13 protein-coding genes are annotated in these 13100 nt (G+C 65.0%); 6 read left to right on the top strand and 7 right to left on the bottom strand.

Going from position 1 to position 13100, the window contains the following annotated elements; translation table 11 throughout:
* Positions 1–319 precede the first annotated feature (319 nt).
* The 3 genes from BSZ40_RS07525 to BSZ40_RS07515 all read right to left on the bottom strand — a co-directional run bounded on the left by BSZ40_RS07525 (position 320) and on the right by BSZ40_RS07515 (position 3671).
* Positions 320–1240: a carbohydrate ABC transporter permease gene (locus tag BSZ40_RS07525; RefSeq protein WP_073824809.1), complete on the bottom strand. Its 921-nt coding sequence runs from the start codon at positions 1238–1240 to the stop codon at positions 320–322.
* Positions 1240–2151: a carbohydrate ABC transporter permease gene (locus BSZ40_RS07520; RefSeq protein WP_222842762.1), complete on the bottom strand. Its 912-nt coding sequence runs from the start codon at positions 2149–2151 to the stop codon at positions 1240–1242. Before BSZ40_RS07520 ends, BSZ40_RS07525 begins: the two co-directional genes overlap by 1 nt.
* 158 nt (positions 2152–2309) lie before the next feature.
* A complete protein-coding gene (locus BSZ40_RS07515) occupies positions 2310–3671 on the bottom strand; it encodes an ABC transporter substrate-binding protein (RefSeq protein WP_073824807.1) in 1362 nt (453 codons plus the stop codon).
* Between the two features lie 193 nt (positions 3672–3864).
* Here BSZ40_RS07515 and BSZ40_RS07510 point away from each other — a divergent pair, with 193 nt between their 5' ends.
* The 3 genes from BSZ40_RS07510 to BSZ40_RS11905 all read left to right on the top strand — a co-directional run bounded on the left by BSZ40_RS07510 (position 3865) and on the right by BSZ40_RS11905 (position 5379).
* The gene (locus tag BSZ40_RS07510) at positions 3865–4647 is read left to right on the top strand and encodes an exodeoxyribonuclease III (protein WP_073824805.1); all 783 of its coding nucleotides are present in this window, start codon (positions 3865–3867) and stop codon (positions 4645–4647) included.
* 54 nt (positions 4648–4701) lie between these two features.
* The gene (locus BSZ40_RS07505; protein ID WP_073824803.1) at positions 4702–5049 is read left to right on the top strand and encodes a recombinase family protein; all 348 of its coding nucleotides are present in this window, start codon (positions 4702–4704) and stop codon (positions 5047–5049) included.
* Between the two features lie 189 nt (positions 5050–5238).
* On the top strand, positions 5239–5379 hold the full coding sequence (locus tag BSZ40_RS11905) for a hypothetical protein (RefSeq protein WP_158020881.1): 141 nt from the start codon (positions 5239–5241) through the stop codon (positions 5377–5379).
* A 205-nt stretch (positions 5380–5584) separates the two neighbouring features.
* Here the strand turns inward: BSZ40_RS11905 and BSZ40_RS11900 are convergent, their stop codons facing one another.
* Both BSZ40_RS11900 and BSZ40_RS07490 read right to left on the bottom strand, forming a co-directional pair.
* Positions 5585–6304, bottom strand: coding sequence for an alpha/beta fold hydrolase (locus BSZ40_RS11900; protein ID WP_073824800.1), 720 nt, complete (start codon positions 6302–6304; stop codon positions 5585–5587).
* A complete protein-coding gene (locus tag BSZ40_RS07490) occupies positions 6301–7362 on the bottom strand; it encodes an alpha/beta fold hydrolase (RefSeq protein ID WP_073824797.1) in 1062 nt (353 codons plus the stop codon). The genes BSZ40_RS11900 and BSZ40_RS07490 overlap by 4 nt, the downstream gene beginning before the upstream one ends.
* 47 nt (positions 7363–7409) lie before the next feature.
* Here BSZ40_RS07490 and BSZ40_RS07485 point away from each other — a divergent pair, with 47 nt between their 5' ends.
* Both BSZ40_RS07485 and BSZ40_RS07480 read left to right on the top strand, forming a co-directional pair.
* Positions 7410–7853 carry a MarR family winged helix-turn-helix transcriptional regulator gene (locus BSZ40_RS07485; RefSeq protein WP_073824795.1) on the top strand — a complete coding sequence of 148 codons (444 nt, stop codon included), beginning with the start codon at positions 7410–7412 and terminating at the stop codon, positions 7851–7853.
* Positions 7854–8144: 291 nt separating this feature from the next.
* On the top strand, positions 8145–8627 hold the full coding sequence (locus tag BSZ40_RS07480; RefSeq protein ID WP_158020880.1) for a serine hydrolase: 483 nt from the start codon (positions 8145–8147) through the stop codon (positions 8625–8627).
* Positions 8628–8733: 106 nt separating this feature from the next.
* Here BSZ40_RS07480 and BSZ40_RS07475 read toward each other — a convergent pair whose 3' ends face one another.
* Together BSZ40_RS07475 and clpB are read right to left on the bottom strand one after the other, a co-directional pair.
* Positions 8734–9528, bottom strand: coding sequence for a serine hydrolase domain-containing protein (locus BSZ40_RS07475; protein ID WP_073824791.1), 795 nt, complete (start codon positions 9526–9528; stop codon positions 8734–8736).
* Between the two features lie 282 nt (positions 9529–9810).
* Positions 9811–12396: an ATP-dependent chaperone ClpB gene (gene clpB, locus BSZ40_RS07470; protein WP_073824788.1), complete on the bottom strand. Its 2586-nt coding sequence runs from the start codon at positions 12394–12396 to the stop codon at positions 9811–9813.
* Positions 12397–12619: 223 nt separating this feature from the next.
* Between clpB and BSZ40_RS07465 the strand changes: the two genes are divergently transcribed.
* Entirely contained in the window at positions 12620–12880 is a 261-nt protein-coding gene (locus BSZ40_RS07465; protein ID WP_073824786.1) for an Rv0909 family putative TA system antitoxin, read from the top strand.
* The last annotated feature ends 220 nt before the right edge of the window (positions 12881–13100 follow it).

Raw genomic sequence — 13100 nt, 5'->3', positions numbered from 1 at the left:
TCAGCTGCGCACCCCGGACCCCGTCCCGGGGCAGTCCCCACCCGGCCCCTGCCACCCCGTTGCCAGTTGTCACCAGGGCGGAGTCATCTCGGCTCTCCGCGACATAGCGCCGACCTGGTGACAACTGGAAATGGCGGCCTTCGCCGAGGCAGGCGGGGCAACCGGGGCAGCCTAGGCAGGCGGGGCAGCCTAGGTAGCCGGGGCAGGCTAGGCGGGCCCACGCGACGGGTCGGCAAATGCCCCTGCGCCGCTTCCTGTCGTCACACGGCAGCGGGGCGGCCCTGGTAGCCCAGGTCCGCCCCGTCGGCGAGGATCACCCTCAGCCCTTGACCGCCCCCGCGGCCAGACCAGACTGCCAGAAACGCTGCAGGCCGAGGAACAGCACGATCAACGGCAGCACCCCCATCAGGGAGCCCACGAGCACCGCGCCCTTGTCGGCATCGAAGTAGCTCATCATGCCGTACAACCCCACCGTCACCGGTTTCATCTCGTCCAAGTCGAGCATCATGAGCGGCAGCAGGAAGTTGTTCCAGGCAGCCACGAAGATGAACAGGAAGATCGTCACCATGGCGGGAGCCAACAGCCGCAGCACGATCGTGAAAAAGATGCGCACCTCACCCGCCCCGTCGATGCGGGCCGCCTCCAACAACTCATCGGGCACCGTGTCTGCGTAGATGCGCCCCAGGAACACTCCGAACGGGCTGACGGCGGTGGGGATGATGACCGACCACATCGAGTTGGTCAGTCCCAGCTGGTGAAACACCAGGTACAGCGGCACCGTCAACAGCGCCACCGGCATGAGCAGGCCCCCCAGAATCGCCACCTGTGCGGCCCCCCGTCCCGGGAACTTGAACTTGGAGATCGCATAGCCAGCGGACACGGAGATCAGCACCCCGATGGCCCCAGCCGCCCCCGCGTAGAGGATGGAATTGGCGATCCACCGCCAGAAGTTTCCCTGCCCGTAGGAGGTCAGCGACGACACATTCTCGGCCAGGCTGATCTTGTCCGCGAACCACAGGCCGTGCGAACTGACCAGGTCCGCCGTCGACTTCGTCGCCGACACGATGAGCCAGTAGATCGGGAAGAGGAAATACAACAGCACGATGAACAAGGTCGCCCGGGTGGCGAACTTTGCCACTCGACTCGGTTCAATCGAGCGGGGATGGCTGCCCTTGGACGGACGATACGGCCGACCGTCCGGCAGAACGTGCGCGCCGCGCGTGGCGATCGTGGTGGTCATCAGTCATCCCCCAAGCGTGTCTGAACAAAGGCGTAGATCGCGGCCAGCAGCGCCGAGATTAGGGCCATGACGATGGAGATCGCGGAGGCAGGCCCGGCGCCACAGGGGCTGACCTTGCAGCCAACAGCCGAGTTGTAGGCCATCATCATCGGCGTGAAGTCGACCCCCAGGGCCGTATTTTGGGTCGCGAGCACGGTCGGCTCGTTGAACAGCTGAATCGTGCCGATGATGGACAACAGCACCGCCAGCAGCGCCGCCGACTTCACCATCGGAATCTTGATGCGCCGCACAATGGTCCACTCGGAGGCCCCGTCGATGCGGGCGGCCTCGTAGAGCTCCCGCGGCACCGACTGCAAGGCGGCCAGGAAAATCAGCATGTTGTAGCCGGTGAAGGTCCAAGTGGTCATGTTGGCCATTGAGGCAATGACCATGTTGCCCTGCAGGAAGTTGACGTCGACCCCGAGCGCCGCCAGTCCCTTCACTAGTGGGGACAACTGCGGGTTGTAGAGGTAGGCCCACACGAGGGCCGCCACCACCCCCGGGATGGCGAAGGGCAGGAAGTACGTCAGACGGTAGAAGGGCACCCACCGGGCGGCCAGCGAGTCCAGCAACAGGGCCAGGGCCAACGCCCCGAAGATCATGATTGGGATCTGGAACACCCCGAACAGCAGCACCCGGCCCAAGCCCGCCCAGAAGCGGTCATCCCCGATGACGTTCAGGTAATTCTCCAACCCCACGAACGTCTCGACTGGGGTGCCACCGCCGTACAGGCCACCGCCTGCCTTCTCGTGGAAGAAGGACGAGCGCAAGGAGACAAAGATGGGGATGAGGAACGAGACGGTGAAGAAGATGGCGAACGGCGCGAGGAATCCCCAGCCATAGCGCGCCGCGCGCCGACGGCGGGCCCGAATGTACCTCTCGTTAGCAGCGAGAAGCTTCGGGTCCACCGTCGGCGCGGCAGTTCGTGTGTCGGCCACGAGCTATTTGTCCTTCCGGTTATTGGGCCAGGGGACGACCTACCCCGTGGCGTCACACGTTTACGGCTACCCCACTAGGTGAGGCAGGTGGCTTACTTGACGGTAAGGCCAGCGTCCTTCAGCGAGCTGACGGCGATCTCCTGGGCGGCCTTGACCACGTCCTCCAGCTTGGCTTCCTTGGTCAGCACCTTGCCAGAGACCTCGTTGATCTTGGCGCCCACGACCGGCCAGGTCGGGGAGTAGGTGAAGTCAGGAGCCATGATGGCGTTGGCTTCGGCGATCGTCTTGTAGACGTCGTCGCCACCGAACTTGGCCTTGATGGCGTCCGGGGTGGACAGTTCACCGGTGGCGGCCGGCAGCAGGCCCTGGCTCAGCAGGTCGTCGATCTGGGTGTTGAACCAGTCGGCGAACTGGACGGCCTCGGCCGGGTGAGCGCAGCCGTTGATGACGGCCACGGCCGAACCACCGTCAGCACCCGTGGCGGGCTTGGCAGCGTCGAACTGCGGAATCTGGGCCACGCCCCAGTTGGTGCCCGGCTGCTTGTCGAACGCGAAGCCAGCTTCCCAACCGGCCCCGACCCAACCGATGATCTTGCCCTCGGCCAGCGCGCTGTCCCACTCGTCGCTCCAGCGGTTAGCGCTCAGCACCAGCTCCTCGTCCAGGAGGGCCTGCCAGGTGTCGATGACCTTCTTGGTCTCGGGGGTGTCGATGGAGACAACCCAGGACTCACCCTCGGTCCCGAACCACTTAGCCCCGGCGGAGGCGGCCATACCCGACAGCAGGTACTGCTGCTCGTCCGGCTGGTAGACCCCGATGTACTTGCCAGCGGCCTTGGCCTTGGCAGCGGCGGCCTTGTAGTCGTCCCAGGTGGTGGGCACCTCAATGCCCAGCTCCTTGAAAGCGTCCTTGTTGTAGTAGTAGACCAGCGGTCCGGTGTCCTGCGGCAGGCCGACGATCATCTCGCCCACCTTGCTCTGGCCGAACGGACCAGCAGCGTAGTTGCCCTCGTACTGCTTGGCGTACTGCGACACGTCCATCAGGTTACCGGCGATGAACTGCGACCCGATCTCCCCGTAGCCAACCTGCGCCAGGCAGGGGGCGTTGCCAGCCTTAACGGCCTGCCCGATCTTGGCGTAGGACTCGTCCGCCTTGCCTTCGAACTTGGTGGCGGTCACCTGGATCTCGGGGTGCTCAGCGTTCCAACGCTTCACGATCTCCTCGACCTTGACCATGCCGTCCTTGTCCGGCAGACGGTGCCAGTACTCGATCTGGACGGCCTCGCCTTCCATCTTCTCGCCCTGGGTGGCGGGTGCCGAGGACTCGGTCCCCTTGGTCTCCTTGCTGCCCTCTTCCGCCTTCTTGTCGGCGGAGCAACCCACGACCACCAGCGAAGCGGAAGCCAGCAGGCAGGCGGCGACCGACGCCTTGCGGACGATGCCCTTACGAGTGCTCATGAAATGTGCCCTCTCCGTTGAGTCAAGCGAAACGGTCACTCGTCGACCGCCTCTGCGTGATTGTGCGGCTTTCCGCCGTACTGCGAGCAGTTTAGAGCGCCATTTTCTATGGGGTCAACTTAGATTGGTCACAGTTCAGTGACACTAGCGCCCACCGCTGTCTCTCCGCCTCTCTCCCCCGCATGGTATCCCCATGCGAATCGCCACCTGGAACGTAAACAGCATCCGCACCCGCCTCGAACGCGTCCTCGCTGCCGCCCAGCGCCATCAACTGGACGTCCTGGCCATGCAAGAAATCAAGTGCCGCGACGACCAGTTCCCCACCGCCGCCTTCACCGCCGCCGGTTACGAGGTCGCCACCTGGGGCACCAACCAGTGGAACGGCGTCGCTATCGCCTCCCGCGTCGGGCTGGACGACGTCGTCCGCGGCTTTCCCGGGCAACCCGCCTGGGGGAAGGACGGTGCCACCCCCGTCGTCGAACCGCGGGCGCTACGCGCCACCTGCGCGGGCATCGACATCTGGAGCCTGTACGTCCCCAACGGCCGGGAGCTGACTGACCCGCACTACACCTACAAGCTGCAGTGGTACGCGGCCCTGCGCGAGCACTTAGCAGCCACCCACACGCCCACCCGGCAGCTGCTGGCGGTTGGCGACTTCAACGTCGCCCCCCTCGACCAGGACGTGTGGGATCCCCAGTACTTTGTCGACAAGACCCACACCTCCCCTGCTGAGCGCGCCGCCTTCACCGCCCTCGCCACCGCCGACCTGAGCGAGCTCACGCGCCCCCACGTAGATGGCTACACCTACTGGGACTACCAAAAGCTCCGCTTCCCCAAGAACGAAGGCATGCGCATCGACTTCGCCCTGGGCTCCCCCGCCGTCGCCGCGCGCGTGACTGCCGTGGAAATCGACCGGGAGGAACGCAAAGGCAAGGGGGCTTCCGATCACGTGCCCGTGATACTGACCCTCGACTAGCCGAGGTTCTGTAAACGCACCTACCTCTCAAGAGAGCAGGAAGGCGGGCTAGAGATGGGCCACAACCAGCAGGAACAGAACGTAGAAGCAGTGCCGTTGCAGGCGGTGGTGTACGTCCGTATCAGTGATGATCCGGAGGGCACGGAGCGAGGTGCGGATCGGCAGGAGGCTGATTGCCGCGCGTACGCTGCCATGCACGAGTGGGAGGTGGTGGCGGTGTTCCGGGAGAACGACACGTCGGCGTTCAAGCAGCGCACGATCACCCTGCCCTCGGGTGCGGGGGTGCGGCGAAGCAACAAGCCATCGAGGACACCTGGCACGGCGGTCGATTCTCCCGGACGGCTCGCGTTCGAACACCTCGCAGATGCAGGTGGAGGAGGTGTGGCCTGCGATTTTGGATGAGGACACTTGGCAGCAACTCGGTGACGTGTTCGACGCGAGGAAGAAGGCTCGTAACTTCCATACCCCCGGCAGCGGGGTCGCGAAGCGGCTGTATACGTTCTCGGGGCTGATCCGTTGCTCGGATTGTGGGCGGGGCGTAGCCCGTTGTGGCAGTATCAAGCCGCGAGTCTGATTCTTGAAGCTGTGCTCATGCATCCGCTCCCAGACGGGGTGACTGGTGCCACCCCTGCGTGTCGCCGTAACAAGACCGTCGAGGCGTTCCAGGAGCGCCGTACCGCCTACCGTGCTGACATCCTCGTCCACCGGGTCGAGTTCAGCTGGCGCACCTAACACGAGAGATCCGTGCCGTTGGCCTCGCCTCCTGATCGACACAGCAGGTTCAGGGTGCGGGGCCTCGCCGTGTCACCGGCATCGCGCATTCCGTTGATCTGGAAGCTGCTGGCGACGGACGGGCCTCCGAAAGCATCGACGAGTGCCGCCCCGGTAGGACTGCTGGGATGTCCGAGGTTGAGATTCCGGAACAGCGCGACGTAGCTCATGGGTTCTCAACCACCTCGATGATCGCTCGTGCCACGTCCTCGGGCGCGGTGACCATCGGCCAGTGAGAGCTATCGATCGTGCTCATGATCCACCCGTCCGCGATGTCCGTATCCGGTGCTACGGGAGGATTCGTGCGCAGGCACCTCACATAGTGGAGGCGCACATTTGCTGCGAGGGTCTGGATGGGCTGCTTGATCGCGTGTTCGGCGTAGGTGCCGATCGGCTGTGAGGTCACATGCTCCTGCAGCCAAGCGAGATCCTGATCGGTGATCCCATTGTTCGGATACATCTGGTCGAGCTGGTCGCGCGTGAACCAGGGAGTTGCGCCGTCGCGAGCGAGGCTTCGCATGAAGTCCTCTGTGCGGGACCCCATCACCTCGAACCAGGACGCGCTGGGCTGCGGGAGTACCGCGTCGAGAAAGACCACTGAGCGTAGACGCCCGACAAGTCGGTGCAATGCTCCGGCTGCAACGTATCCGGCGAAGGAGTGCGCCACGAGCGTGACGCCCTCCAGACGGCCCACCTCGGTGGCGAGGTCATCAATCCAGTCGGATAGCGTGACAGAAGAAGGGGGCGTTTCGTCATTGCCTGTTGCGCGCAGTTGTGGCGTAACAACGGTCAATCCATGCTGTTGCAGCAGCGGAGTGACCCGGTTCCAGGCCCAGGGGCCGAGTCCGCCGCCACCGACAAGAACGACGGGGCCGTGGGTAGTCATGAATGTGCTCCTATCTGCTGCATGAAGTCGCTGAGGTCGTTCACTAGTTCTGCCGCGCGTCGAGTGCGGCCATGTGCCCGCCTGTACCATGCAACGAGGTTGTTGTGCTGTTCGGAGACGGCGCGGGAAGCAAAGTCGGCCAATCCGAACTTGCTCACGGCAGTAGCTGCGGGCGAGAAGGTGGGAGGCATGCCCGATCTGCTCGTCGCGCACAGTCGCATGCTGGTGGCAACACTGTCGGTGAGCGAATACAGGGTGACGTTGGCGAAGATGAAGTTGTCTCCGATACCGAAATCGCCTCCGAGGGTGCCCTGCCAGAGGCTGTACTTGTCGAGTTGCCACGCGAGAAGTCCCACCGGCGAGTCGGCCAGAGCGAACGCGGGGGAGTCCGGCCGTTCGGCTTGGAGACGGAGGTAGGTCACATACTGCTTTAGATCGCGCCATACCCTGTCCTCGAGCGCGCCATCTGCGATAAACCCGTGAAATCCGGCGCTGACATGCACACCGACGACCCGATCTGGATCAAGAGCCCCCATGTCGCAGGCGACCGCGGAACCCCAATCCTCGCCGTGCATCGCGAAACGACTGAATCCGAGCGCTTCCATCATCTTCAACAGCAGTTTGGAGGAGTCCAACGCAGACCAGAACGCTCGCGGTAGCGGGGATGCGCCGAAGCCCGGCATCGAGACCAGCACCGGCTCAGAGCACACTTTTCGCAGTTCACCGATGACGCGATGGATCAAGAGGAACGATGTCGGCCACCCATAAAGCAGCAGAGGAAGAACGTCCTCACCCGGAAACCGCAAGACATGCAGGTCGATACCATCAACTCGCACCATTGCGTGCGACTCGGCCTCCGCATCGTTGTTCGCTGGTTCGAGCCAGTCGATCCATCGTGTTACTGCTTCGCTAACAACGAGGTGGCTCAGGCCATAGTTGCCGTCAATCATGGCTACGGTGGCTGGAAATCGTGCTGTGCGCAGGCGGTTATGCAACTGGCGTGCTGCCGCATCCAAGTCGGGCAGCACGCCAGACAAGAGTTGGTAGCATGCTGTCATATATCGAGGATACCGCAGAATGACAGTATGCTGTCAATCGGAGGGGCATGGAGCAAGTCATTAACGCAACGCTGCACGCCATATGGGAGGCCAATCGCTTACTCCGCGACGAAGGCGAACGTATGGCCACATCTGTGGGGCAGACCCATGCGCGCCGCATGGTGCTTCAGACGGCCGGGGATGGCGCCACCGTTCCCGACATTGCCCGCCGCTTGCGCCTACAACGTCAAAGTGTCCAGAGGGTAGCTGATCAACTCGTTGAGGAGGGGTTTGCCTACTACGAGGATAACCCCCATCACCGGAGGTCAAAGTTGCTCCTGACGACACCAGCAGGCGACGACGTGCTGACCCGGCTGGCAGAAGTCCACAACGACTGGATCAGCGAGATCGGTGAGCTTGCCTCCTCCGCGCCCTGGGAGGACATGCGCAGAGGACTCGAAACGCTGATCGACGTGCTCAAGGCAAAGAATCCAGTGACACCGAACGAGTAGCTTCCCGTCAATCGGTCGTCACTTTTCCTCACAACAACGCATTTCTCCGGCCCCGTCGGCAGCACAGCCCATCCCGCCGAAGGACACGGTCAAAGGCTCGCCTCAAGAATCACCAGCCCTCAACTCCTCCTCCCCCTCCCGGCTTCAAACAGGCTATCCACGTATGCCACCGTGGGTGGGGCGTGCGCACCTCCTTCATGAGACGACTCATGAAGGAGGCAAGGATGAAGGGCGGGGTGATCCTGTTTCGCGGCACAGGTGCCGCCGCTCGCTGCGCAGCACAGTGGCACTGTGGGATCGTTCGACTACTCAAACCTGGGATACGCGGTGCTAACCAGGCTGCTCGAAGTCGTCACCAAACGCGACTGGTGGACGCTCGCCACCGAGAGCGTCTTCGGCCCGCTCGGGATCAGGGACGTCTCGATAGACCTTGCCCCGGAGCGTCTACCGGTGATACGCACCTGGACGGGCGGCATCCGTAAACAGTGGAACGACACTGGCCCGTTCATCGGCGCAGGCGGCGTGCACGGCATGTTCAACACGCTCGAACAGTACGCCACGGCCAGCGTCCGGCAGACTGTCGGCAAAAGGCCCCTGGGGTGGATGGACGACCCCACGCTCTGGTGGCACAACGGCCTCAACAAGGATCACGGAGCACTCATCGGGGTCTCGCACGACGGCTCACGAATCGTTACCGTGCACACCCTCGGATACAACGCCGGTCACGAGGACAAACTCGCTGCCAGGCCCGAACGTCGGCACCCCCGCGGCTGAAAGCTCAGCGATTCGCCAGGGCTTCGGCTCTACGCCCCTCTCTATCAGTAGCCTGAGACTGCGCATACGCGCACGATCACAGGTGAGTGCTCTTAGGGCACCTCGACTAGGCGCGCGCCAGCAACTCGGCGTTCAGGTCAGGCCAATGCCGCACATGCGTGGTTCCGAAAGGCTGCGCCCCGAGGAACACGGCCGCCACCCCTCGCTGCGGTTCCACCCACAGGAAGCCACCCGCCTGCCCGAAATGACCGAAACTCGCTGGGCTGTGGGCCGCGGAAAGCCAATGCGGAGACTTGTCCCCCTTCAGCTCTGGACCCAGCGCCCACAAGTTGTCGTGTTGGCGACCGTAGCCCGGCAGCACCCCCGGTAGTCCCGCGAATGCCGGGCTGGTCATGGTGGCGTGGGTTGCTGGAGACAGCAGGCGGGGGCGGAGCAGCTCCCGGGCTAACCGGATGAGGTCACTTGCTGGCCCCCGGACGCCGTGCGCTGCCGAGGCCCCAAACTGGGTGTGCTCCATTCCCAACGGCCCGAAGACCTCCTGCGCGATCCAGGTGTCTAAAGGCAACCCGATCGCGTCCTCGATGATTGCTCCGAGCACCTCGTACCCAAAGTTGCTGTATATCCGCCGCCGCCCGGGGGCGCTGACCACTTGGTCGCGCTCAGGATCCAGGCCCGCTGCGTGGGCGAGCAGATGCGCCACGCTCGCCCCCGGTGGCCCGGCGGGTTCCTGCAACGTCAGCAACCCGCGTTCCACGGCTTGGTGGGCCGCGAGCGCCGTGGCGAGTTTGGTGATGCTAGCCCAGGCGAATGGCTCGTCCAGGTGCCCCTCGCGGTAGATCTCCCCCTCGGCGTTCGTGAGTACGAGAGCGGCAGGGAAAGGGAACACGTCAAGTAGCGCCATGCCCCCACCCTGACGCACTGGGCCCGCGCCTGGCAAGGCAGCCCCAGGGGGAGACCGGCAAGGAACCCCGCGGCAGTGACTCCGCCCACACCTGCCATCCACCACGCCAGTTGTCACCGGGGCGGTGGCATGTCGGTTCTGCCCGAGATAAACCCGCCCTGGTGACAACTGGAGGGGGCGGGCCAGGTGGCCAGCAGGCGCCCGCACACAGGGGGTGGCGGCCAGGCCCTGTGGGCCTGGCCGCCACGTCTCATCCCTCGGCAGCGGCTGCGTTCCTTAGGGCTAGGCGGCCCGCAACACTAGGCCAGGGCCCTCCGCCGCGCGATCCACCTCGACCTCGCCCCCGTCGCTGACCTGCCCGGCCAGCAGCAGGCGCGCCAGTTGGTCTCCAATCTCCCGTTGGATGAGGCGCCGCAGCGGCCGTGCCCCGTAGGCTGGGTCGTATCCCTCGCGAGCAAGGTAGTCACGCGCCGCCGGGGTGACGCTCAGGACGATGCGCCGGTCGGCCAGGCGCGCCTGCACCGCCCGCAGCATGAGCTCGACAATTTCTCCCAGCTCGTCGCGGCTGAGAGCATCGAAAATGACGATGTCATCCAACCGGTTGAGGAACTCGGGCTTAAAGGCGCTGCGCACCATCGCCATCACGCTTTCGCGCCGTTCCTCCTCCCCCAGGCCAGGCTCGACCAGGAACTGCGAGCCGAGGTTGGAGGTGAGAATGAGGATGACATTGCGGAAGTCGACCGTACGGCCTTGCCCGTCGGTGAGGCGTCCGTCATCCAACACCTGCAGCAGGATGTCGAAGACCTCCGGGTGCGCCTTTTCCACCTCGTCGAGCAGCACGACGGAGTAGGGCCGCCGCCGCACGGCCTCGGTGAGCTGCCCGCCCTCTTCGTAGCCCACGTAACCGGGGGGAGCCCCGACCAGGCGGGCCACCGAGTGCTTCTCGGAGTACTCCGACATGTCGATGCGGACGATGGCGCGCTCGTCGTCGAAGAGGAAGTCGGCCAGCGACTTGGCCAGCTCGGTCTTCCCGACCCCCGTGGGGCCGAGGAAGAGGAAGGAGCCGGTGGGCCGGTTGGGGTCGGCGACGCCTGCCCGCGCCCGCCGCACGGCGTCGCTGACGGCCGCCACCGCGGGCTTTTGCCCGATGAGGCGCGCCCCGAGCACGCTTTCCATGCTGAGGAGCTTTTCGGTCTCGCCCTGCAGCAGCCGCCCGGTGGGAATGCCGGTCCACGCCGCCACCACCTCGGCGATCTCCGTCGGGCCGACCTCTTCGGCCACCATGGGTTGAGCCTCGCGTCCCTCGGCCCGTTCGGCCTCCTCGGCGCGCGCCAGCTCGGCCTCCAGGGCCGGAATCTCCCCGTACAGCAGCCGCGAGGCAACCTCGTAATTGGACTCGCGTTGCGCGTTATCCGCCTGGGTGCGCTTCTCGTCCAACTGTTGCCGCAGTTCCCCGACGCGGTTGTGTTCGCTCTTCTCGGCCTCCCACCGGGCGGTCAGCGCCGCCAGTTCCTCGCTCTTGTCGGCCAGGTCGGCGCGCAGGCGCGCCAAGCGTTCCTGGGAGGCCTCGTCGTCGAACTCGGCCAGGTAGGACTCCTCCATGCGCAGCCGGTCCACCTGGCGCCGCAGCTCGTCGATTTCGACGGGCGAGGAGTCCAGCTCCATGCGCAGGCGCGAGGAGGCCTCGTCGATGAGGTCGATGGCCTTGTCGGGTAGCTGCCGCCCGGTGATGTACCGGTCGGACAGCTGGGCGGCGGCCACTAGCGCCCCATCGGAGATGGTGACCTTGTGGTGGGCCTCGTACTTCGGGGCGATGCCGCGCAGGATCGTCACGGTGTCCTCGACACTTGGCTCGCCCACGAACACTTGCTGGAAGCGCCGCTCCAGGGCGGGGTCCTTTTCGATGCGCTCGCGGTACTCGTCAAGGGTGGTGGCTCCCACCAGCCGCAGTTCGCCGCGGGCCAGCATCGGTTTGAGCATGTTGCCGGCGTCCATGGCTCCTTCGGAGGCGCCGGCCCCGACGACGGTGTGGAGTTCGTCGATGAAGGTGATGATCTGCCCGGCGGAGGCGGCGATTTCCTCCAGCACGGCCTTGAGCCGCTCTTCGAATTCACCGCGATACTTGGCCCCGGCGACCATGGCCGCTAGGTCCAGGGAGATGAGGCGCTTGTCGCGCAGCGATTCCGGGACATCCCCGTCAACTATGCGCTGGGCGAGTCCCTCAACGACGGCCGTCTTGCCGACGCCTGGCTCCCCGATGAGGACGGGGTTGTTTTTGGTGCGGCGAGACAGCACTTGGACGACGCGGCGGATTTCCGCGTCACGGCCGATGACGGGGTCGAGTTTGCCGTCGCGGGCGGCGGCGGTCATGTCACGCCCGTATTTGGTTAACGCCTGGTAGGTGCCTTCGGGGTTGGGGCTCGTCACTCGCTGGCCCCCGCGCACGGTCGGCAGGGCTTCGGCGAGGGCGGCGCGGGTGGCCCCATTTTTGCTCAGGGCCTGCCCGGCCGGACCGGGGTCGGCTGCCAGGGCCAGGAGCAGGTGCTCGGTGGAGACGTACTCGTCCCCCAGGGCGGTGGCTTCTTCCCCTGCTTGCGTCAGCACCTGTCCGAGGGCGCGCGAGGGGTTGGCTTGTCCCACGGTGGCCCCCGAGGCGCTGGGCAACGCGGTGAGGGCGGCGCGGGTGGCGCGCCCGATGGCGGCTTGGTCGGCACCGAGGGCCGTCAATAGGCCGACGGCGACGCCGTCAGTTTGTTCCAGCAGCGCGGACAGTAGGTGCACTGGTTCTATGTGCGGATTGCCCGCCGCCGTGGCGTGCTGCATTGCCGAGGAAATGGCTTTCCCCGACATGGTCGTGAGCTTGTCCATGTGTTTCCTCCCAGCGAAGTGTGTGGTCTGTGTAGTCCAACGCCCACAAAGTTGAGTCTGTTCCACTCAACCCTACCCGTTTTGGTGTACTACCTCACACTTTCACTCCGCGTTGTCGCCATCCTGCGACCGCGCAACCCGGTCGAGTTTCCCCCGCGACTGCTAGGCTCCCTCCAGGAGCTGGCGCCGTGGACGCCGGCCAAGGACGAAAGGAGGCGCCAATATGGGACTTGGTGACCTGACGAAGAAACTCAAGGACGCCCTCACCTCTGACAAGGTCGAGGAAGTCAGCGACAAGGGCATCGACCTCGCCGCGAAGGCCGCCTCGAAGGTGACCGGCGGCAAGTTCGACGACAAGATCGCTGACGCCGCCCGCAAGGCCGACGCCGCCATTGGCAAGGCTGACGGCCTCGCCGACAAGGTGGAAGGTCTGGCCGAAAAGGCCGACGGCCTCGTAGGGGACGAAGAAGAGCCCAGCTTCTAAGCCAGGGGGCCCGGGTGGCGACACACCATCCGGGCCTTTTTTGTGTCTATTTTCGGTGCGACAGTGCGCCGCCCGCCCTTTGCCGGGGCCGGGCAGCGGCCTGTGGAGGCGTAGGTGTGGCACGATAGCGGAGCACCTCACGCAAAGGAGCACCGATGAACCACGCCACTGGACCTCTCCCACCAGGGCCCAGTTTGTGCACCCGGATCGCATCGGCCAC

Origin of the sequence: Buchananella hordeovulneris (genome assembly GCF_001907235.1) — a bacterium.
Classification (GTDB): domain Bacteria; phylum Actinomycetota; class Actinomycetes; order Actinomycetales; family Actinomycetaceae; genus Buchananella; species Buchananella hordeovulneris.
This window is presented reverse-complemented; position numbering and strand designations above follow the sequence as displayed.